This window comes from Herbaspirillum frisingense, assembly GCF_047325095.1.
GTDB classification, from domain to species: Bacteria; Pseudomonadota; Gammaproteobacteria; order Burkholderiales; family Burkholderiaceae_D; genus Herbaspirillum; species Herbaspirillum frisingense.
Genome location: NZ_CP168558.1, coordinates 1,191,376 through 1,213,377 on the forward strand (window position 1 = coordinate 1,191,376; position 22,002 = coordinate 1,213,377).

At 63.4% G+C, this 22,002-nt stretch carries 18 protein-coding genes; 3 read left to right on the top strand and 15 right to left on the bottom strand.

What is annotated here, in order from left to right; all coding sequences use genetic code 11:
- Positions 1-39: 39 nt before the first annotated feature.
- The 14 genes from ACEOAC_RS05510 to ACEOAC_RS05575 form a co-directional block, all read right to left on the bottom strand.
- Complete coding sequence (locus ACEOAC_RS05510; RefSeq protein WP_413444270.1) at positions 40-1,386, bottom strand: HD domain-containing phosphohydrolase; 1,347 nt, start codon at positions 1,384-1,386, stop codon at positions 40-42.
- The gene (locus ACEOAC_RS05515; RefSeq protein ID WP_413444271.1) at positions 1,383-2,810 is read right to left on the bottom strand and encodes an ATP-binding protein; all 1,428 of its coding nucleotides are present in this window, start codon (positions 2,808-2,810) and stop codon (positions 1,383-1,385) included. The genes ACEOAC_RS05510 and ACEOAC_RS05515 overlap by 4 nt, the downstream gene beginning before the upstream one ends.
- Before the next feature lie 57 nt (positions 2,811-2,867).
- Positions 2,868-4,535, bottom strand: a complete 1,668-nt coding sequence (locus tag ACEOAC_RS05520) for a methyl-accepting chemotaxis protein (protein WP_413444272.1) — start codon at positions 4,533-4,535, stop codon at positions 2,868-2,870.
- A 460-nt stretch (positions 4,536-4,995) separates the two neighbouring features.
- Positions 4,996-5,433, bottom strand: coding sequence for a bacteriohemerythrin (locus ACEOAC_RS05525; protein ID WP_413444273.1), 438 nt, complete (start codon positions 5,431-5,433; stop codon positions 4,996-4,998).
- 316 nt (positions 5,434-5,749) lie between these two features.
- Positions 5,750-6,712, bottom strand: a complete 963-nt coding sequence (locus ACEOAC_RS05530; RefSeq protein ID WP_413444274.1) for a chemotaxis protein — start codon at positions 6,710-6,712, stop codon at positions 5,750-5,752.
- Between the two features lie 15 nt (positions 6,713-6,727).
- Positions 6,728-8,464 (bottom strand): methyl-accepting chemotaxis protein, encoded by a 1,737-nt coding sequence (locus ACEOAC_RS05535; RefSeq protein WP_413628726.1) that lies wholly within the window; start codon positions 8,462-8,464, stop codon positions 6,728-6,730.
- Between the two features lie 114 nt (positions 8,465-8,578).
- The gene (locus ACEOAC_RS05540; protein ID WP_413628727.1) at positions 8,579-10,897 is read right to left on the bottom strand and encodes an ATP-binding protein; all 2,319 of its coding nucleotides are present in this window, start codon (positions 10,895-10,897) and stop codon (positions 8,579-8,581) included.
- A gap of 47 nt (positions 10,898-10,944) precedes the next feature.
- A complete protein-coding gene (locus ACEOAC_RS05545; RefSeq protein ID WP_077235479.1) occupies positions 10,945-11,340 on the bottom strand; it encodes an Hpt domain-containing protein in 396 nt (131 codons plus the stop codon).
- A gap of 15 nt (positions 11,341-11,355) precedes the next feature.
- The gene (locus ACEOAC_RS05550; RefSeq protein ID WP_413445192.1) at positions 11,356-13,026 is read right to left on the bottom strand and encodes an ATP-binding protein; all 1,671 of its coding nucleotides are present in this window, start codon (positions 13,024-13,026) and stop codon (positions 11,356-11,358) included.
- 29 nt (positions 13,027-13,055) lie between these two features.
- Positions 13,056-13,691, bottom strand: a complete 636-nt coding sequence (locus ACEOAC_RS05555; protein WP_413445193.1) for a response regulator — start codon at positions 13,689-13,691, stop codon at positions 13,056-13,058.
- 236 nt (positions 13,692-13,927) lie between these two features.
- Positions 13,928-15,490, bottom strand: a complete 1,563-nt coding sequence (locus ACEOAC_RS05560) for a cryptochrome/photolyase family protein (protein WP_413445194.1) — start codon at positions 15,488-15,490, stop codon at positions 13,928-13,930.
- Positions 15,491-15,499: 9 nt separating this feature from the next.
- Positions 15,500-16,690 carry an MFS transporter gene (locus ACEOAC_RS05565; RefSeq protein ID WP_413628905.1) on the bottom strand — a complete coding sequence of 397 codons (1,191 nt, stop codon included), beginning with the start codon at positions 16,688-16,690 and terminating at the stop codon, positions 15,500-15,502.
- 50 nt (positions 16,691-16,740) lie between these two features.
- Complete coding sequence (locus ACEOAC_RS05570; RefSeq protein ID WP_241812189.1) at positions 16,741-17,343, bottom strand: chalcone isomerase family protein; 603 nt, start codon at positions 17,341-17,343, stop codon at positions 16,741-16,743.
- A 144-nt stretch (positions 17,344-17,487) separates the two neighbouring features.
- Positions 17,488-18,405, bottom strand: coding sequence for a LysR substrate-binding domain-containing protein (locus ACEOAC_RS05575; RefSeq protein WP_413445618.1), 918 nt, complete (start codon positions 18,403-18,405; stop codon positions 17,488-17,490).
- Positions 18,406-18,534: 129 nt separating this feature from the next.
- Here ACEOAC_RS05575 and ACEOAC_RS05580 point away from each other — a divergent pair, with 129 nt between their 5' ends.
- From ACEOAC_RS05580 to ACEOAC_RS05590, 3 genes are read left to right on the top strand one after another with little or no spacing between them, the layout of a single operon-like run.
- Positions 18,535-19,401, top strand: coding sequence for an intradiol ring-cleavage dioxygenase (locus tag ACEOAC_RS05580; protein ID WP_182992886.1), 867 nt, complete (start codon positions 18,535-18,537; stop codon positions 19,399-19,401).
- A gap of 12 nt (positions 19,402-19,413) precedes the next feature.
- Positions 19,414-20,481: a maleylacetate reductase gene (locus tag ACEOAC_RS05585; protein ID WP_413628728.1), complete on the top strand. Its 1,068-nt coding sequence runs from the start codon at positions 19,414-19,416 to the stop codon at positions 20,479-20,481.
- A 1-nt stretch (position 20,482) separates the two neighbouring features.
- Positions 20,483-20,791, top strand: coding sequence for a Dabb family protein (locus tag ACEOAC_RS05590; RefSeq protein ID WP_039874383.1), 309 nt, complete (start codon positions 20,483-20,485; stop codon positions 20,789-20,791).
- Positions 20,792-20,853: 62 nt separating this feature from the next.
- Here ACEOAC_RS05590 and ACEOAC_RS05595 read toward each other — a convergent pair whose 3' ends face one another.
- Entirely contained in the window at positions 20,854-21,840 is a 987-nt protein-coding gene (locus ACEOAC_RS05595; RefSeq protein ID WP_039874428.1) for a malate dehydrogenase, read from the bottom strand.
- Between the last annotated feature and the right edge of the window lie 162 nt (positions 21,841-22,002).

A 22,002-nucleotide genomic window follows, 5' to 3' on the forward strand; every position in this document is an offset into this window, starting at 1 on the left:
CCAGCCGGGATCAATCGGTTTATGACTTAGGTGCGCGCCTCAATGCAGCAGGATCCTTGCTTTCAGCGGCATCTCCTCGATCTGCTCGAAGCGACGCAGCCGGGTCAGGATGGCTTCGTCCAGCACATGCTCCTTGTTCAGCAGCAACACCCCGGAGCGTGTACGCAGGTCTTCGGCCAGCTTCATGCCGACCCGCAGTTCCTGCGGTGCCAGCAGGCGGGTCTGCTGTTCCAGCATCAGCCGCTGTTCTTCGATCATGGTGACGAAGGCCTCCACCACCAGCGGGTCGTAGCGATGGCCGGCATGTGTGCGCAGCATTGCCAGTGCCTTTTCCGGTGTCGTGTTCTGGCTGGTGATGCCGCCATTGCACAAGCCCTCGAAGTCGCGTACCACCGCCAGGATGCGCGAACCCAGGGGGATCGCGTCGCCCGACAGGCTTTCCGGTACGCCTCGGCCGTCATGGCGTTCGTGTTGATGACGGATGATCTCGCCGGTCTCGGCCAGGCTGGGGATGGGCGTCAACAGCATCTGCCCTTTCACCGGGTGCCAGAGGAAGCGCTGCAACTCCTCGCTGCTCATCTTCTCGATCGGCTTGCGTACCAGATCTTCGGACAGGCCCAGCTTGCCGATGCCATGCAACATGCCGGCCATCATGGTGTCCCTTGCGTGATGCGCCGTCATGCCCATGCGCAGTGCGAGCTGTTCGCACCAGCGCGCCACCCGGGCCGACTGACCGCTGGCCAGACCAGCGCGCAGTTCGCTGATGTCGGAGAAGACATGCAGCATGGAGAGGAAAGACTTGTGCTCTTCTTCCTGGGCGCTTTCCAGGAACATCACGGTCTGCCGCAATTCCTCGGTGCGTGCCTGCACCTGCCGCTCCAGCTGGCGGTTGAAGTCGGCCAGTTGCAGGTTCTGTTCGTGGACCTTGCGTTCCAGCGCCATCTTCTGCTTGCGCAGTTGCTGCTCTTCCAGCGCGTGCGCCACGATCATCAGCAGTTCGCGATCGTCCCAGGGCTTGGCGAGGTAATGGTGGATGCCACCATCGTTGATGGCCGAAATGGTGCTGCCGATCTCGGAATAGCCGGTCAGCAGGATGCGCATGGTGGCCGGCCATTGGCGCTTGACCTGGGCCAGGAATTGAGCGCCGCTCATGCCCGGCATGCGCATGTCGGAGATGACCAGGTCGACGTCGGCGCTGGCCATGACTTCCAGTGCGGCCTCGGCGCTGGTGGCGGTGAGCAGCTGGTAACCCTGCGGACGAAAGCTGCGCTTCAAGGCCGAGAGGATGCTCTGCTCATCATCCACCAACAGGATGCAGGGCGGCGGCAGGGTAAAGGGATCGGCTTGTTGGACGGTCTGGATTTCCTGGCTATGGATGGCGCTCATGATGCTTCTCCTCTTTTTGCTGGCGCTTCAGTCGCTTCAACTGTTTCAATCGCTTCCTTTGCCACTGGTGTTGCTGTCGCTTTTGTCTTCTCCGTGACGCGTGCGGGATCAATCGGTAATTCGATCCGGAAGGTGGTGCCTCTGCCCGGTGCGCTGCAGACGCGGATGTCACCGCCATGCTTCTTGATGATGCCGTAGGACAGCGACAAGCCCAGGCCGGTCCCGCTGCCGACCGGCTTGGTAGTGAAGAAGGGTTCGAAGATGCGGTTGATGTGTTCCGGTGCGATCCCGTGACCGGTATCGCTGATGCTGATGGCGACCCGATCGCCACAGCGCTCGGTGCGTAGCGTAACCACGCCCTTGTCGCTGATGGCCTGGGCCGCATTGACCAGCAGGTTCATGAAGACCTGATTCAGTTCCGAGGCCAGGCACCTGACCATGGGAAGCTCGCCGTACTGCTTGACGACCGTCACCTTGTACTTCAATTCGTTGTTGGCGATGTTGAGCGTGCTATCCAGGCCGCGATGCAGGTCGGCCATCTGCCAGTTGCTCTCGCCGGTGCGCGAAAAATCCTTGAGCGATTGCACGATGTTCTTGACCCGCTGCAAGCCTTCATTGGATTCACTGAGCAGTTCGGTGACGTCCTGACTGAGGTATTGCAGGTCGGCCCGGTCTTCGAAGCCCTGCAGCTCGGACTGCGCCACGCTGGCCGGCAGGGCGCCGCCGAGTACGCACTGGTAGAGCTTGATGCCTTCCAGCAGGGTTGCCACGTAGTTGCCCAAGGTATTGAGGTTGGCGGACACAAAGCCGATCGGGTTGTTGATCTCGTGCGCCACGCCGGCGGCCAACTGGCCGATGGAGGCCAGTTTTTCGGACTGCATCAGTTGCGCCTGGGCCATGCCCAGCTGTTCGATCAGCTTGCGCTGTTCCTCGGCCTGGCGTTGCAGCGTGTCTTCCATTTCCTTGCGGCCGCTGATGTCGGTCATCAGGCCGATCACTTCCAGCGGCGTGCCGGCTTGGTCGCGGATCAGGCGCAGGGTGTCGTGCATCCAGAGATAGCGGCCATCGCTGGCGCGGAAGCGGTATTCGTAGATCTTCTGGTCTTCCACGAACAGCATGGCCAGGCTGGAGAAGATGGCTGCCGTATCGTCGGGATGGATGTGGTTGAACCAGAAATTGGAATCGTCCAGCATCTCCTGTGGCTCGTAGCCCAGCACGCGCGAAGCATTCTCGCTGACGAAGGTGAGCCGGAAGTCGCCCGACGGCACGCTGCTGTAGATGATGGCCGGTGTGTTGCCGATGATGTGGCGGTAACGTGCGTTATCCTTGAGCAGGGCACGCATGTCGGGGGCGTCACCGATCGTACTGTCGTCCAGGTGCGGACTGCTCAATTGCCTGGACACCAGGGCATCGCAATGTCCCATGATGGCCTCCCCTCATCGTAGCCTCCGCAGCAGGGGGCGGAGGTCTGCCCCGTATCGTTAGACGGTGCGATGCATCGCCAGAGCCTTGGCTGTACCGCGTTGCGACAGGTCCGGCTGGGACCGCGTCATGCCGGAAGCAGCGCCCGGCGCACTCCCCACGGCAGCATCCAGATTGAATACGCTGATCGCCTGGATCATTTGCTGGGTCGATTCTTCCAGGCTGGCGGCGGCCGCTGCGGCTTCCTCCACCAGTGCGGCATTGCGCTGGGTGACTTCGTCCATCATCACCACCGCTTCATTGACTTGCTGGATACCGGTCTGCTGTTCGCCGGAAGCGGCCGTGATCTCTGCCACTGCAGTGGCGGCCTGCGTCACCGAACGCATGATGCCGTCCATGGTGTCGCGCATCTCGTCGGCCAGCTTCACGCCGGCGCCGACGCGCTGCGACGATTCATCGATGAGGGCCTTGATTTCCTTGGTGGCCTGGGTCGAACGCTGCGCCAGGGTGCGCACCTCGCCGGCCACGACGGCGAAGCCGCGACCCTGTTCACCGGCACGCGCGGCTTCCACGGCGGCGTTGAGTGCCAGGATATTGGTCTGGAAGGCGATGCCATCGATCAGCCCGGTGATCTGCTTGATCTGGTCGGCGCTCTTGTTGATCGCATCCATGGTTTCGTTGATGTGCCTGATCGAGGCTTCGCCGGTGCGGGTGGTGACCAGCGCTTCTTCCACCAGACGGTTGGCCTGGCGCGCGTTTTCGCTGTTCTGGGTGACTGTGGAGGCCAGTTCCTCCATGCTGGCGGCGGTCTCTTCCAGACTGCTGGCCTGCGATTCGGTGCGCGAGGACAGGTCCATGTTGCCACGCGCGATCTCGCTGGTGGCCTGGGCCATGTGTACGCCACTGCGACGCACGTCGCCCACCGATGCCACCAGGTTCACACGCATCTGTTCCATTGCCTGCAGCAGGGCCCCCATTTCATCGCGACGTGCCTGCAGATCGTTGGCCGAGAGATCGCCACCGGCGACCCGGCGCGATTGTGCGACCGCCTGCCGCAGCGGTGTGAAGATGCGCGAGGCCAGTGTCATGCGCAGCAGCGCCAGGCTGGCCAGGGCAACGCCGGAGGCAGCCAGGGTCGGCAGGCTGCTGGCGTGATCCATACATTGCGCATTGAGGAAGGCCAGTGCGCCTACGCCCACGGCGGCCACCCCCAGCGCGAGGTCCAGCCGGGTCTTGAGCGATACCCGCGCCGCGCGTTGCACCGCGCCGCGCAATCCGGTCGGTACCACCTCGCCGCGATACACGGCGATGCGAGCACTTTCTTTCTTCAGTTCCTTGTAGGCCCCCTCGGCGGCATTGACTTCGGCACGACTGGGCTTGGTACGCACCGACATGTAGCCGCTGCAGACGCCGCGCTCCCAGATCGGGGTGACGTTGGCCTTGACCCAGTAGAAGTCGCCGTTCTTGCAGCGGTTCTTGACCAGGCCTGTCCAGGGCAGGCCGGCCTTGAGCGTGCTCCACAAGTCAGCGAAGGCCAGCTCCGGCATGTCCGGATGGCGCACGATGTTTTGCGGCGCGCCGATCAGCTCTTCTTCGGTAAAGCCGCTGACGGCGATGAAGGTCGGATTGACGTAGGTGATGCGTCCCTTGGTATCGGTCTTGGAAACGATCGATGCATGGGCGTCGATGTCGCGTTCCTGTTGGGTGACGGGCAGGTTCAGGCGCATGATCGACTCCAGGGAAGTTGGTTGATGGAATCATTAAAACACAAATTCATTTAAATCGTTTAAAAAACGATTTATTCGAGATATAAATAATGAATTCGTTGCGCGTCACCAACGTAGTTGTCGGAAGGAAAAGACCTGATGAGCTTTGTTGAGGATTAATCTAAGTATCTGAAATATATAGATAATATTAATTTTTATAGCGTTTTCCCGTCCGCTTTCCGAGCGTCTGGAGAAAAGCGACGTCGAAATATAAATGATTAATTTGTTTTATTTATTGGTGGGTGCCAGATGATGGAAAGTGTGCCGTCTCCATCCTTCCGCCCTCCCTTACCGGCGCGATCGATTACCCGCTCCAGGCTGGCAGGGCAAGGCAGGGGGGGGCGCATGCTGTCCAATGCCCGACCCCGGACGGAACCTGCATTGCAGTGCGGACGAAACAAGCCCGCGCAGGCCTGTTGCTTCAGTGCTCCGCGCCTGCGCCTGACGCATGCTGCCGCAAGGCCAGCGCCAATTCCTGGTCCAGGCTGGCCATGTGCCTGACCAGCATGGCCGGGACCATCGCCATCACGATATCGGCCAGCGGCGCATTGCCATCGTCCAGGTAGGGGCGCAAGCGGTGCATCAGCGCCAGCAGCTCGGCATGGTCGCGCCGGTGGGCGCGGATCTCGCCATAGCCGATGGCTTCCATCATGTTTTCTTCCTGGCGAAAGCCGGCTTCGATCTCGGCAACCAGCGCCGCATAGGCACTGGCAAAGCGGTCCGCGGGCAAGGCCGCGAGGGCGGCAATGCCTTCCAGCACCTGGCGGTGCTCGGCATCCATGTCGGTGAGCAAGGCAGGGATGGCCTGGCGATGCAAGCCGGCGTCGATGGTCGGGGTGGGATCGGCGGTATGGGGCATGACCAGTCTCCAGCAGCAGGGTGCGACCGGTCGCGGGTCGGGGCGGAGGCGTCCGGGTTGCCGGCAACAGCGCGGTGCCGTTTGTTGCTGATCGGTACTCGCTAGCCGGAAGAACGCTCACTTCTGATTCTAGAAGCTTGGTCTCGAATTATTTTGAGATAGCGCAAAGCTGCCGGCATTGCCGGCGCCGGAAAGTGCATGGCACAAAGCCGGACGCCACCCGTGAAGGTGGCGTCCGGCTTGCTTCAGTCAGCCACCCCGGAGGGTGGCCGCGCGCTTGTAAAAAACGCCGTCACTGGCTCTGCAGTAGGTGCCGTCAGGGGGGCAGCACCTTGCGCAGCATTGCTGCCAGTTCGGGCGGGGAAAACTTGGCGACATAACCATCGGCGCCCACCGAACGCACATGGTCTTCGTTGGCTGAACCGGTCAGCGAGGAGTGGATCACCACCGGCAATTGCTTGTATCGGTCCGAGGCCTTGATCTTGCGGGTCAGGGTGAAGCCATCCATTTCCGGCATTTCGAGGTCGGTCAGCACCATGGCGACCTTGTTGGTCAGCGGCTTGCCTTCCTGTTCAGCTGCTTGCGACAGTTCCTGAAGTTTCTTCCAGGCCTGGAGGCCATCGGTAGTCATCACGTAGGGCAGGTTCAGGTCCTTCAGGCATTGCTCGATCAGGGCACGCGCCATGCGCGAATCGTCGGCGGCCAGGATCACCGAGCCAGGCTTGAGCCGGAACTCGTTGCTGCCCGGCGACGGGCTCTGCAGCTGTTCCTTCACCGGCGAGACCATGTTCAGGATATGTTCCACGTCCAGCACCTGGACCAGCCGGCCGCCATCGAGCGCCGAATCAAGGCGGGCGATGCTGGTCACCAGGCTGCCCGGCGAATGCGAATCGGCCGGCAGTACCTGGCTCCAGTCCAGGCGCACGATCTCTTCCACCGACTCCACCGCAAAAGCCTGGGTATGGCGGGCGAATTCGGTGATCAGCAGGATGTTCATGCCATGACCAGCCTTGCAACCGGCCACCGCCGGCAGGTCCACCACCGACATCACCTGGCCGCGGATGTTGACCATCCCCAGCATCGGCGAGCGCATGCCGGCCGCAGCGGTGATGTCCATCATGGGAACGATCTCGCGGATCTTGAAGACGTTGATGCCATACAGCTCACCCGGCTTGTCGGTGGAACCATCAGGAGTTCCCAGACGGAACAGCAGCAGCTCGAACTTGTTGCTGGAGGTCAGGTTGGTGCGTTCGTCGATTTCTTTTTGAAAGGCGTCCATTGTCGTCCTCGGGGATCAGAATTGTTCCCAGTCGCCGTTGTCGGCGGCGTGGTCATGGTTGCTCTTGGTAGCGGCCGGGCGGGTCGGTGCAGCCGGCTGGGCGATGCTGCGGGCGCGGGCCTGGGCCACCGCCGGGCGCGCCGGGGTGATGTCGCGCACTACCGGTGCGGCTGCGGCCTGCATCATGAGCACCGGCACATGGCTGCTGTCGAGGCGGAACACGCCAACGGTCTGGCTCAGTCGTGTCGCCTGTTCCTGCAGGGCCTTGGCGGCGGCAGCGGCCTGCTCCACCAGGGCGGCATTCTGCTGGGTGTTTTCGTCCATCTGCACCACGGCATTGTTGATCTGTTCGATCCCTTGCGACTGCTCGGCGCCGGCGGCGGTGATCTCGGCCACGATGTCGGAGACGCGCTTGACGCTGGCGACCACCTCGTTCATGGTCTGGCCGGCTTCGTGGACCAGCTTGCTGCCAGTGTCCACCTTGGTCACGGAGTCGTCGATGAGACCCTTGATTTCATGGGCAGCGGCAGCGCTGCGCTGGGCCAGCGAACGCACTTCCGAGGCCACCACTGCGAAGCCGCGTCCCTGTTCACCGGCACGGGCAGCTTCCACGGCGGCGTTCAGGGCCAGGATGTTGGTCTGGAAGGCGATGCCGTCGATCACGCCGATGATGTCGACGATCTTGCGCGAGGATTCGTTGATGGCGCCCATGGTATCGACCACCTTGCCGACCACCTGGCCGCCACTCTGGGCGATCTCGGACGCGGATACGGCAAGCTGGTTGGCCTGGCGGGCGTTGTCGGAGTTCTGGCGCACGGTGGAGGTCAGTTCTTCCATGGCCGAGGCGGTTTCTTCGAGCGCGCCGGCCTGTTGTTCGGTGCGGGAGGACAGGTCCATGTTGCCGGTCGCGATCTCGGCCGAGGCAGTAGAGATGGTGTCGGTACCCTGGCGCACTTCACGCACGATGTTCAGCAGGTTGCCGTTCATCTGCTTGAGCGCGTCCAGCAGCTGGCCGGTTTCATCGCGATGGGCGCTGGGGATGTCGGCGGTCAGGTCACCTTCGGCCACCTGGCGGGCAATGGCGACCGCATTGGTCAGCGGACGGGCCACCAGACGGGCGATCCACCACGAGAGAATCATCGACAAGGTGATGCATGCAACGACCAGGACGATGATGGCCAGACGTGCCTGTTCATAGACCTGGGTGGCAGTGGCATCGGAGACGGCAGCCCCCTTGCTGTTGACTTCGGAGAGTTCGCTGATCTGCTCCTGCAGCTTGCGATAGACCGGGGTGGAGGCGCTGTTGAGCAGGGCGTGTCCGGCCTGCTTCTGGCCGTCCTGGAACAGGGCGGAAATGCGGTCATGCAGTTGTTTGTATTCGGCTACGTTGCGCTGGATTTCCGGATACAGCTCCTTTTCACGGGGCTCGGAAACCAGCTTGCCGTATTCCGTCACTTCCTTCATCAGCATGTCCATCTGCTTGTCGGCGCGCTCACGTGAGGCCTGCTCTTCCTTCTTGTCGTCGGCCAGCAGCTGCTGCATGTCGAAGCTGCGCGAGCGGGCCAGTGCCAGGCTGATCTTGGACAGCGTGCTCATGCTGGGCAGCCAGTTGCGGGCGATGTCGGTGGAACTCTGGTTGACCTGCCCCAGTTGTGCAATGGCGAAGCCGCCCAGCCCTACGATGAACACCAGCACCACCAGAAAGGCAGCGTTGAGCTTGTGGGCGATTTTCAGATCGTAGAACCATTTCATGATGACAACTCCTGATAGGTGCGCTATTCGGATGTGTGAGTGCGCTCAGGGACCATCATAGGGAGGAAAAGCAAATAAATCAAATAAAACAAATTAAGCAGTTGTTTTATTTTCTTAGGGATTTTCCTGATTCAGGGGTTTTCCGGCGACGGGGCTTTGCTGCAGCCATTTTTCGACGGTATTCATCAAGCCCACCTGGGTGAAGGGCTTGCTGAGGTAATCGTCCATGCCGGCGTCCAGGCAGCGCTGGCGATCACCTTCGATGGCACTGGCCGTAAGGGCGACGATGGGGGTGCGCGGGCGAGCCTGGGCCTGTTCGATGGCACGGATTTCGGCGGTGGCCTGGTAGCCATCCATGATAGGCATCATGCAGTCCATGAGCACCAGGTCGTACTGGCCGTGGCGTATGGCGTCGACCGCCAGCAAACCGTTTTCCACTTCCTGCAGGACACAGCCACGACGCGCCAGCAGGATGCGCAGGAGCTGGCGGTTGATGTCGGTATCTTCGGCCACCAGGATGCGGGCGCCGTTCATCACCGTCGAGGGGAGGCTGGCAGGGGCGCCGGGGGAGGGCGCCTCCTGCACCGGCCTCTGCGCACTGAGTGACGCGGCCGGCGCTTGCTCCGCTTGCACGGTAGAAGCCGTCAGTACCGGGGATGGCGAGGGTGAGCCGGCGCCGGGCAGCGGCTGCGCGCCTTCGGCGCAGAGGATATCGAAGCTGAAGCGGGTCGACTGGCCCGGTACGCTCTGGCAGGCGATCTTTCCACCCATCAATTCCACCAGATTCTTGCTGATTGCCAGGCCCAGCCCGGTGCCCCCGAAGCGGCGCGAGATCGTGTTGTCGGCCTGGGTGAATGGCTGGAACAGTTGCGCCAGGGCTTCCGGTGTGATGCCGATGCCGCTGTCGGCAACGGCAAAGAACAGCCGCCAGCGGTTGAGCCCCGATTCTTCCTTTCGTGCCGACATGCTCAGGCGCACGTGCCCGGCCGGGGTGAACTTGATGGCGTTGCTCAGCAGGTTGCCCAGCACCTGTTTCAGGCGCGAGGGATCGCCCACCAGGCACAGGCTTTCGTCGCAGTCGATGCGCAGGTCGAACTCCACCTCCCGGTTGTGGATCGACGGGCGATACAGCTCGGCCACATCGCGCGCCAGGCGGGCCGGATGGAAGGCCACCTCTTCCAGGTCCAGCTTGCCGGATTCGATCTTGGAAAAGTCCAGGATGTCGTTGATGATGCGCACCAGGCCGCTGCTGGCATTGTGGATGCTGTCGGCATAGTGGCGCTGTTTGCTGGACAGGCCCGATTCCATCAGCAGTTCGGACAGGCCCAGGATGCCATTCATGGGTGTGCGGATTTCATGGCTGACCATGGCCAGGAAGCGTGACTTGGCCTCGTTGGCGCTGTCGGCTTCTTCCTTCAACTGCATGGCCAGGGCGGCGTCCTGCTCGCGGCGCTGTGCCTGGCGCAAGGCCACGGCGAAACCACCGATCAGGCCCACCAGGCTGATGGCCGCCACCAGCATGAGCGGGTACATGGATTCCAGCCATTCGCCGAAATAGACCTTGTCGGTGACTCCGATCTCCAGAAACATCGGCGCATTGCGCACCGGCCGGTGTATGCCCAGCCAATGCTGCTGCATGAAATAGTAGGGGGCGCGGCCATCCTGGTTGGAAGGTCGTTGCGGATGCAGTTCAGCCAGCGGCGTGATGTCGCGCTCGGCATCAGTGGCGTGGACCAGGGCGGTGCTGATCAGGGCTTTTTCATCCTGGCGCGAGAGCAGGATGGAAAACGGCTTGTCCTTGGTGACGGCACTGAAGAAGTCTTCAAAGAAGGTGCAGGGCAGGGCCACCACCACGATGGCCAGCATGCGCCCCTGGCGATCATTGATGCGCCGGCTCAGGTAGAAGGTCGGCACGCCGGCGGCACGTGAATTGACGGTTTCTCCGAGGAAATCTTCGGTCGAGGCCGATTTGCTGTGGTGCAGATAGTAGTCGCGGTCGCTCAGGTCCAGCGGTGGCGCCGGATGGACACGCGAGAGCGCGATGATGCGACCGTCGGCGTTGCTGATGCCGACGCCGGAAATGAAGGGCAGTCCGCGGATCTTCTCGCGCAGCGCCTGCGAAAAATCGGCACTGCCCACGTGCTGGCGGAGTTGCAGCTCGTCATCGATGTTGGCCGCTTCGATGTCGTACTGGATGCTGTCGATCACCAGACGCGCGGAGGACATGGTCTGGGCCGTGCTTTCTGCCAGCACGGTGGAGAGGGTGGACAGATCGTTACGCCAGTCGTTGAGACTGGCCCGATACAGCAATACGCCTGAGACGATGAGGGTGGTCATCAGCAGTCCCAGTAGCAGTACGCCCAGCGTGACCGCGGAGCGGCGGATGCGGGGCCGCAGCGGCGCGGTGCGGGGGGCAGGCAGGGGCTGGCTCATGTCGTGCAGGCAGGTACGGCGTGGGTGGACGTGGATGCAGGCCTGATTCAGGCAGACATGGGCGCGTGGGCGTAGCGCCGGATCTCATCCAGTACCAGCCCGAAGCTGACCTGCAGTTGCACCAGTTCTTCGGGGCGTGGCGTCTGGCCCTGGCGGCCGGCCTGTTCGGTCTGCAGCAGCAGGGCAGTCAGTACACGGGCGTTGAACAGGGCGCACATGCCCTTGAGGGTGTGGCTCTCGTGGCGGGCGGCGTCGGCATTGCCGGCCAGGGTCGCCTGTTCCAGTCGCGAAAAGATGTCAGGTGCACTGTCGAGGAAGGTACGTGCCAGCGCCGCGACGGTGCGCGCATCGCCGCCTACGGCCTCCAGCAGATCGCTGGGATCGATATGAAGATAGTCGCTCGCTGACTGGCCCGGATGCACGGTTCCCCCCTGTGTTTTCATTTCTTTGCCGCCGTTTTATTTCGGCTCTTCTATTGGCAATGTGAAGCTGAAAGTCGATCCCTGATGTTGTTTGGACTGTAACACGAGTTTGCCCCCCATGAGCGTTACCAGACGCTGGGCAATGGTCAGTCCTAGACCGGCGCCATCCCTGGAACGGCGCACGCTGTCGTCGGCCTGGGTGAACTTCTCGAAGATGGTCTCCAGTTGCGCGGGTGGAATGCCGATGCCGGTGTCCTTGATATGGATGTCGAGCTGGTCGGCGGCACTGCGCTCGACCTCGACCATGATGCGGCCTGTGTCGGTATAGCGTACGGCGTTGCCGATCAGGTTTTCCAGCACGCGCAGCACCTTGCGCTGGTCGCATACCAGCAGCTGCGGGACGTCGTCTGCAATGCGGCATTCCAGCAGCACACCCTTGTCGCGGGCAGCCGCATAGTGGCGGGCGATAGCCTGCCCGACCAGTTCGCGCAGGTTTTCCGGTGCCATGTGAACGGTTACGCGGCGGTCTTCCAGTTCGGTCACCTCTAGAATGGCATTGACCAGGTCCAGCAGGCGATTGCCACTGTCGTGGATGGCCGTGGCGTACTGCGCCAGGGGCGACTCCCCCAGCTCCTCGCGCAAGGCGTCGGAATAGCCGAGCACGCCGTTGAGCGGGGTGCGGAACTCATGCGACATGTTGGACAGGAAGCGCGACTTGGCCTGGTTGGCCTGCATGGCGTCCTGGCGGCTGCGTTGCAGCGAGCCGGCCATCCAGATCAGTACCGCATTGAATACCAGCACCGCCAGCGTGATCAGGGTCGCCAGCGTGAGGGTACGGTTGCGTTCGCGGTAGTAGGGGGCCAGGCGTTCTTCGATGTCGATGCCCACCGAGGCGTAGAGCGGGTAGTCGCGCAGCTTCTGGAAGGCGTAGATGCGCTCGCGGCCGTCGACCCGGCTGGCGGCTTCCACCACGCCGCTGCCCTGGGCCAGCATGGCAGCGTAGACCTTGCCGCCGCGCACCTGCTCGCCCATGGCGTCCATGTCGCCGGTGCGGCGCACCCGTGCCACGCCATCGGCACCGACCAGGGTGATCACGCCGTGATGGCCGACATCGATCTGGTGGTACAGGCTGGTGAAGTATTGCGGGTCCATCGAGACCACCACCACGCCCCCGAAGCTGCCGTCGGGGCGGTTGATGCGTCGCGTGAGCTGCAGCGACCATTTCTTGGAGACGCGGCCCAGTACCGGGGTACTGATGAAAAGCTTGTCTTCACCGCCATGCATGTGAACCTGGATGTGTTCGCGGTCGGACAGGTTCAGGGGTGTGAAGGGCTTGCTGGAGAGCACCACGTCACCGTTGCGGTCGACGATGGTGAAGAGGTTGTAGACGTTGCGTGCCACCAGGCCATTGTCGATCTCGTTGGCCAGGTCCAGTGCCGGGCCGCGTTCACCATAGCGGTAACGCAGGTAGACGGCAGCCTGGTCGGCTGCTTCGATGGTGCGGTAGGCATGTTCCAGGAACAGCCGCGAGAGCGACTGGGCATCGCGACGGGCGTCCTGCAGGTGGTTTTCGCGGCTGGTCTGCAGCTCCTTGAGCGCTCCAAGCCACAGACCGCAGATCAGCAGCAGGGAAAACAGCCCCAGCGCCAGGCGCAGATCGATGCGTGCAAACCGGAGCGGCAAGAGAGAGGTTTTCCGGTCATCCATGGCACTGCTGGCCTTTCCAGTGGTAGTCCCTAGCGGGACTCGCGCTCCCTGCGTGCACAACAGGCCCGCATGTAGCCGCGTAATTCATCAAAATTGACCGGTTTGGGGAAGAACACCACCCCTGCCGGAATACCGCCACGCTGCGCCATCTCGTCCTGATCCAGGCTGCTGACGATGGCGATGCTCACATCGCGCAGTTGTGGATCGTTGAGGATGGTCTTGACCACTTCGTAGCCGTCCATGCCTTCCATCACGATATCGGCCAGCACCACGTCGGGTTTGCTGCGCGCGATCTCCAGCAATGCCTTGTAACCGTTGTCGCAATAGACCAGATCCAGCGGCAGCCCCCAGGAACCGAGCGCGCTTGCATACAGCTCGCGTTGCAGGCGGTTGTCCTCGATCACCAGTACGGCGGTGCGGCCATTGCCAGGGCGCGGAGCCGGCGCGTTGCGACTGTACTCGGTAGCGTCGCCGGAGCTACCCGGCGTGGCCTTGTAGGCATGCACGGCAGCCAGCGGAATGCGACGGTGACCGCCCTTGGTCTTCCAGGCTTCGATGATGCCGGCCTCGACCAGTTGCTGAACGGAGGACACCGAAATGCCCAGGATATGGGCCGCTTCCTGCGTGGTGCAGACCTCGGAGCTGATTGTCTTTGCGGTTTTCATAAATCCATTATCGGTATATTACACAAATAAATCAAATTCGTTAGATAAAATTTGAATTCGGTATAATCGGTTTTCGACGAAAAGCAACAGTCTTGCCGCGCAGTCAGTTTCGACGACCGCATCAGGCAGGGAATTTCGTGAGTTCGTCAGATTTTGTGTATTTTGCCTGCTTTTGGGCAATCCAGCAGAAGTTATCGGCCGGCGGGAGTTTCCGCCGACGATGCCCCGTGCCAGCCCTAGAGACTGTCCAGGCGAGCGCGCAGGGTGGCGGCCTGTTCCTGCAGGCGGGTGATATCGGCCTGGTCCATCTTCTTGAGTTGCTGGTAGGCCATGCCCATGCGGGGGTTGTTGCCGAAGGTGGAACGGTGGCGCAGGAAAAAATCCCAGTACAAGGCATTGAAGGGGCAGGCGTCCTCGCCGGTCTTCTGCTTGGGATCGTAGGCGCAGCCCTGGCAATAGTCGCTCATGCGCCCGATATAGGCGGCGCTGCTGACATAGGGCTTGGTGGCGATGATGCCGCCGTCGGCCCATTGGCTCATGCCCAGGGTGTTGGGCAGTTCCACCCATTCGAAGGCATCGATGTAGATGCCCAGGTACCAGTGGTGCAGTTGCTTGGGGTCCAGTCCGGCCAGCAGGGCGAAGTTGCCGATCACCATCAGGCGCTGGATGTGATGCGCGTGCGCCGTCTGCAACGACTGGCCGATGGCGTGCTGCAGACAGCGCATGCGGGTCTGGCCGGTCCAGAACCAGGCCGGCAGCGGCAGCCGGTGTGCCAGGGCATTGCGTTCGTCATAGCCGGGCATCTGAGACCAGTAGATGCCCCGCACGTATTCGCGCCAGCCGATGATCTGGCGGATGAAGCCCTCCACCGCCGCCAGCGGCGCATCGCCATCGCGATAGGCCTGCTCGGCGCGACGGACCACCTCCAGCGGCTGCAGCATCTTGACGTTGAGCGCGAACGACAGCAGCGAGTGGAACAGGCGCTGGGCCCGGCTGCTCATCGCGTCTTCATAGTCGCCGAAGCAGGGCAGCACGCGGGTGATGAAATGCTCCAGGTGCTGCAGGGCTTCGTCGCGATCCAGTGGCCAGCGCAACTGCTTGGCCTGCGGCTCGCCGAAGCTGGCCACGCCCTGTTGCTGCAGCATCTGCCATAGCGCGCCGTGGTCGTGCGGTGCGCGCCAGTCTTCCGGTTCGGGCGGAGTACCGGGCCAGCGCTTGCGATTGTCGTGGTCGAAATTCCATTGACCGCCCTCGGGCTGGCCGGCCGCATCAAGCAGCAGTTCGAAGCGGCGGCGCATCTGCCGGTAGAAGTGTTCCATCAGCCATTGCTTGCGCCCGGCGAAGAGGCGCGGCAGCTCATGGCGGGCGGTGAGGAAGTGCTCGGTATCGACCGCAGTTGCCGGCAGCGCCTGGCCCTCGGCCCATTGTTGCAAGGTCTGGTCGACCCGCCATTCATCCGGCGCCTGCCATTGCACCTCCTGGGCCTGGTAGTGGGTCACCAGGGCCGACAGGTTGGCCTCAAGCGACTGGCGGTTGCTGGCATCGTCCAGGCTGATGTAGCGCACCCGGTGGCCGTCGGCGCGCAGGCGCGCGGCAAAGGCACGCATGGCGGCGAAGATGGCCAGGATCTTCTGCGCGTGGTGCAGCACGTAGTCGGTTTCCGAACGGACTTCCATGAGCACGTAGACCACCTCGGGATCGACGGTATCGAACCAGGAGTGCAGCGGGTTGAGCTGGTCACCCAGGACCAGGCGCAGAGTGCGGGCCGGATGGGACGAGGACGTGTCTTTCTTCTTCATGCTGATGCGTCAAAAAGGATGCCTGCGCCCATAGCGGCTCAGTGCCACGAACGCGCAGAGCTTGAGCAGGCAGGGCAGGGCGGCATAGACCAGGGGCAGGCTGGTGCCGGGGCCCTGGCCAGGGTGGTAATCCAGGGCCGACAGGATGGGGAGCGCGATGCCGGCCAGGGCCAGCGCCAGCTTGCCCAGCATGGTGAGGATGCCAAAGGCCGCACCCACCGAGCCGCGCCCGGTGACGACCCGCGCCAGCAAGACCGGCGGCAGCAGCAGGTCGGCGCCCAGTGCGGCACCGGTGGCCAGGCACACGGCACGGAAGGCGAGGCGATCGCCCGGCCCCAGCCACGCCGCGCCGATGAAGCCCACGGTCGACAGCAGCATGGCCAGGCGCCAGCAGGCCACCGCGCCGACCTTGCGCGCCAGCGCACTCCACAGCGGCAGACCCAGCGCGGCCGCGCCGAAATAGGCGGCCAGGAACAGGCCGGCCAGGGCCTTCTCCTGCAATTGATCTTCGATGAAGAACAACGCCAGCGTGGCCGGAATGGCAGCCGACAGGGCATTGAGCAGATAGGGGGACAACAGGGCGCGGAAGGCGTGATTGGCCCACAGGCTGGCCAGCGCCTGTCGCCACGGCTGCCCGGCTGCCACGGTGGGCGGCGCCGGCTGGCGCAGCAACAGCACTAGCGCCACGCCCAGCACGGCGGCAAAGAACAGGCAATACATATTGAGACGGGCCGCCACCCGCGTCGGGTCGGCGGCCAGGATGCCCACCGGCACCACGCTGGCCACGATCACCCCGACCAACCCGGCCGCCTCGCGCCAGGCCACGGCGCGCAGACCATCGTCAGGCAGGCGCGAGCCCCATGACAGGTAGGCGATGCTCAGCATGCTGTGCGCGCCATAGGCCAGCACCAGCATGCCGACCAGCCAGGGCATGGCGGCCTGGGGCGTGGCGGGAGGATTCCACAGACAGACGAAAGCCAGTGCCAGCACCAGCGCGGCCAGGCCCATCCAGCGCTTCTGGCGTTGCGCCGAGTGATCCAGCAGATGACCGAAGAGCGGGTCCTGCAGCATGTCCAGCAGGCGTGCGGCAAACAAGACCCACCCCAGCGGGGCCAGTGCCACGCCGACATGGCTGGCGTAATACGCCGGCAGCTGTACGAACAGCGGCAGCGCCGCCATCGCCAGCGGTGCGCCCAGCATACCGTAGGCCGGGTCGTGCCAGCGCCCGGGCAGGCGGGCGGTGCCTGCACTCAAGGCGTTTCCCCCAGCAGGCGGCGTCGCAGGCTGTCGTCACGGCTGGGCTGGCCGAGCCAGATATTGAAGAAGGAGCGTGCCAGTTCGGGATCGGCGATCTCGGCCAGCAGCTTGTTCCTGTCATAGAGCCGCATGCCACGTCGGGGCAGATAGACGCCCACCAGTTCATCGCCATCGGCGACATCGACGAAGGCGCGGCTGAGCTCGCTCTTCCAGCGCGCCAGCGTGGGGCCGGGGATCGGCGCCGGACTCATGCGCTGGATTTCGTCGATGGAGGTATTGGCCAGCCGGTCGCGGCTGATGCCGACCTTGTAATCCAGTTGCAGCGCGAAAGGCTGGTTGTCGTCCAGAGGGCGCTGCGGCGCCCACAGGGTGGCGTCATAGATGCGCAGGCCCAGCCAGCGCATGGTGCCGCTGCCCACGGTCTGCGCCTGCGGCAGCACTTCGCGCCAGGGTGGGGTGGCTTGCGGAGCGGCCTGCGCGAAGGCGGTCCCGGCCAGGGAGAGTTGCAGGCCCAGAGCGATGCCTGTCATCAGGCGCCGCCGGTAAGACGAAGACAGGGAGGCAAACAGGGTGAACAGGGCGGTAGCGATGGACATGCGGGTCATTCCTCGGGGCGAAGGTAGGGTGCACCAATGCGCGGCGCTTCACATGCTCGCTAGATTACTACCAAAGAAAGGCGAACGCTACTACTCGGTATTTTTTATTTACCAATCGGTATTATAGTGTTCGAGCCAGACCGTTCAGCGCGTCCATTTGCGCTCGTAGTCCATCTCCTCGAAGTGCTGGACCAGGAAATCGATGAACACCCGGACCTTGGCCGGCAGGTGCTTGCGCCCCTGGTAGGCGATATTGATGGTCAGGCGCGGCAGGTCCCAGTCATCCAGCACCGGCACCAGCCGGCCGGCGACGACGTCGTCGTAGATGATGTAATTGGGCTGGATCAGGATGCCCAGCCCCTCCAGCGCGGCGGCCCGGATGATCTGACCGTCGTTGGATTGCATCAGGGCGCTGATCTCCAGCGTGCGTTCGCCGGCCTGACGGTGGTGAAAGCGCAGGCTGTTGGGCTGGTTGGCATGGCTGTAGATCAGCAGGTCGTGCGCGACCAGGTCCTCCAGCGTGCGCGGTACGCCACGTGCGGCCAGGTAACCCGGAGCGGCGGCCAGGATGCGGCGGGTCGAGGCCAGGCGGCGCACGGCGATGTTGGAATCCGGTTCGAACTCGCGGGTGCGGATGGCCACATCGATGCCACTGTCGAGCAGGTCGACGTAGCGATTGGCCGCTACCAGGTCCAGCGTGATGTCCGGATAGAGCCGGTGAAAGCGCGGCAGGATGGGGCTGATGTGCTTCATGCAGAACGACAGCGAGGAGGTCACCCGCAGCATGCCGCTGGGCGCCACGCTATTGGCGTTGACCAGTTCCTCGGCCTCCTTCATCTGCACCAGGGCCGCCTTGCATTGGCGGTAGAAGGCTTCACCGGTCTGGCTCAGTCCCAGGCGGCGCGTGCTCCGCTCCACCAGGCGTGCACCCAGGCGTTCTTCCAGCGCCGCCAGGCTGCGGCTGGCCGCGGCATTGGACATGCCCAGCACCTCTGCCGCACGCGACAGGCTGCCCAGCTCGGCCACCTGCACGAAGAGTTCGAATTGGCTCCAGCGGTCCACCCGGGTCTCCCGTCATGGCCGGGTGGAAAACAGTTTTCCACTTCCGGCATATATCCCTCCAAAAAACCGGCCTATATTAACGCCCAGCGGAAAAATCCGGACGATCCACCCAAAATAAGCGAGGAGACCATGCTCAACCTGAACGAAGACACCATCACCCAGGCCGTGCTGGCCCGCCATGCAGGCATGCCCGACGAGCGCCTGCGGCAGATCATGACCAGCCTGGTGCAGCACCTGCACGCCTTCGCCCGCGAGGTCAAGCTGACCGAGGAAGAATGGTTCGAGGGCATCCGGTTTCTCACCGAGACCGGCCAGATGTGTTCCGACAAGCGCCAGGAATTCATCCTCCTCTCCGACACCCTGGGCCTGTCCACGCTGGTAATGGCGCAGCAGAACCACAAGCCCGCCGGTTGCACCGAGGCCACGGTGTTCGGTCCTTTCCACGTCGAGAATTCACCGCGCTACGAACTGGGTGCCGACATCGCCAACGGCGCACGGGGCGAGCCCTGCTTTGTCAGTGGCAGTGTGCGAGGACTGGATGGGCAGCCGCTGGCCCATGCCACGCTGGAAGTGTGGCAGGCCGACGAGGATGGCTTCTACGACGTGCAGTATCCCGACCTGGACCAGCTGCAAGCCCGTGGTACCCTGCAGACCGACGCCCAGGGGTGCTTCCATTTCCGCAGCATCCTGGCCAACTCCTATCCCATCCCGCATGATGGCCCGGTAGGGCGGATGCTGGACAAGCTGGGCCGGCATCCATGGCGCCCGGCTCACCTGCACTTTCGTATCCGGGCCGAGGGCTATGAAACATTGATCACCCACGTGTTCCGCCGCGGCGACCACTACCTGGACTCGGATGCCGTGTTCGGCGTGCGTTCCACGCTGATTGCCGATTGGCCGCGCCATGAGGCGGGCATCGCCCCCGATGGCAGCCATTGCGAGCAGCCCTTCTACACGCTGCACTATGATTTCATCCTCAATCCCCAGCGCAACTGAACCGAGACCGCCATGCAAGCCTTTACCTACACCAGCGCTGCCGCCCGTGTGATCTTCGGCGCCGGCAGCCTGCAACATCTGGTCCGCGAAACCGAGCAACTGGGCGCCCGCCGCGCGCTGGTGCTGTGCACCCCGGGCCAGCGTGCCGAGGCCGAACGCGTGGCCGCGCTGATCGGCGAACGCTGCGCCGGCATCTTCGACCAGGCCGTCATGCATGTGCCCATCGAGACCGCGCGCCACGCCCGCGAAGTCGCCCGCGAACTGGAGGCCGACTGCGCCATCGCCATCGGCGGCGGTTCCACCATGGGCCTGGGCAAGGCCATTGCGCTGGAATCGGATTTGCCCATCCTGGCTATCCCGACCACCTATGCCGGCAGCGAGATGACGCCGATCTACGGCATCACCGAAGCCGGCCTCAAGAAGACCGGGCGCGATGTGCGCGTCTTGCCGCGCACGGTGATCTACGATCCCGAGTTGAGCCTGGGCCTGCCGCTGCCCTTGTCGGTCACCAGCGGCATCAATGCCATGGCGCATGCGGCTGAGGGTTTGTACGCGCCCGATGCCAATCCCATCATGTCGATGCTGGCCGAGGAGGGTATCCGCGCACTGGCCGAAGGGCTGCCGCAGATCGTCCTGCGCGCCGATGACCTGGATGCCCGCAGCCAATGCCTGTACGGCGCCTGGCTGTGCGGGACGGTGCTGGGCAATGTCGGCATGTCGCTGCATCACAAGCTGTGCCACACGCTGGGCGGCAGCTACAACCTGCCGCATGCCGAGACCCACACCGTGATCCTGCCGCATGCACTGGCCTACAATGCGCCGGCCGCGCCGCAGGCCATGCAGCGCATCGCCCGCGCCCTCGGTAGCGAGGACGCGGCACAGGGCGTGCATGCGCTGGCGCGCACGCTGCAGGCGCCGTTGTCGCTGCGCGAGCTGGGCATGCCCCATGAAGAGCTTGATCGCTGCACCGATATCGCCTTGCAGAATGCCTATGCCAATCCACGTCCGCTGGAGCGGGCCGCCTTGCGCGCCTTGCTGGAAAATGCCTGGCATGGCCATGCACCGGTTGCGGGGAACTGAGATGGCAGTCCGGCACATCGTGATGTGGGACATCCAGGGCGAGCGCGGTAGCGCGCCGCATCTGGCCAATGTCGAACAGGTCAGGCAAGCCTTCGAAGGGCTGGCCGGCCGCATTCCCGGCCTGCGCCATCTGGAGGTCGGCACCGACGTCAGTGGCGTCGATTACGCCTGTGACGTGGTGCTGGTCACGGAATTCGACAGTGCCGAGGCCTTGCGTGCCTATGCCGACCATCCCGCCCACCTGGCCGTGCGCCAGCAACTGGGCAGCCTGCGCATCGCGCGGCATCAGGTGGATTATCCGGTGCGCTGAAAAGCGACCAAAAGCCGGGCTGAAAGGCTGCGCAAAAGTGGCAGACGCGCCACGCCCATCGATCAGCGCAGCAGCAGGTGACCGATGGCGGCGCGTTCTTCCATCAGTTCATCGACGGCCCCCTGCAGGCGTTCACGTGCGAACGCGTCGATCGCCAGGCCGGTGATACGTTCAATGCGACCTTCTTCGCAGCGCACTGGCACGCCAAAGAAAATCCCTTCCGGAATATCGTAGTCGCCATTGGAGGGCAGGCTCATTGATACCCACCGGCCGTGGCTGCCGCAGACCCAGTCACGCATGTGGTCCACCGCCGCACTGGCGGCTGATGCCGCTGATGATTTGCCGCGGGCTTCAATCACCGCACTGCCACGTTGTGCCACGCGGGGAATGAAGACTTCCCGATTCCATTGCTCATCCTGGATACGCAGGGGCACCGGCTCGCCTCCGACCAGCGCGAAGCGATAGTCGGCATACATGGTGGGTGAGTGATTGCCCCACACCATCACCTGCTCCAGGCTATCCACCGGTTCGCCCAGGCGCGTGGCCAGCATGGCGCGAGCCCGATTGTGGTCCAGTCGCATCATCGCGCTGAAGCAGGCGGGGGCGAGGTCGGGGGCGGCACTCATGGCGATGAGGGCATTGGTATTGGCCGGGTTGCCGACCACCAGCACCTTGACCGAGCGGCTGGCAACGGCATTGAGTGCGCGCCCCTGCTGGGCGAAGATGTTGGCGTTGGCTGCCAGCAGGTCGCGCCGTTCCATGCCCTTCTGGCGCGGCTGTGCGCCGACCAGGATGGCGTGATCGACCTGATCGAAGGCGCGCTCTGCGTCATCCGTGCAGACGATACCCCGCAGCAGCGGGAAGGCGCAGTCCTGCAATTCCATTTCCACGCCGCGCAGTGCCGGCTGCGCCGCAGGGACATCCAGCAAGCGCAGGCTGACCGGCTGGTCTGGCCCCAGCATGTCGCCGTTGGCGATGCGAAAGACCAGTGAATAACCGATTTGACCGGCGGCGCCGGTGATGGCGATGTGCTTGATTGGCTTCATGATGGACTCATAGTTGATGAATGGGAGGCCCGGTGCAGCAGAAATCGAATCTGAAGCTTCGACCTCCACCGCCCGTCTTGCCTGGACTGTTCTCGCAGACCGTGAATCCACTTTACGCACGTCTGATGAAGCTGTAAAACAACTTAATCTGTTTTGATCAACCTA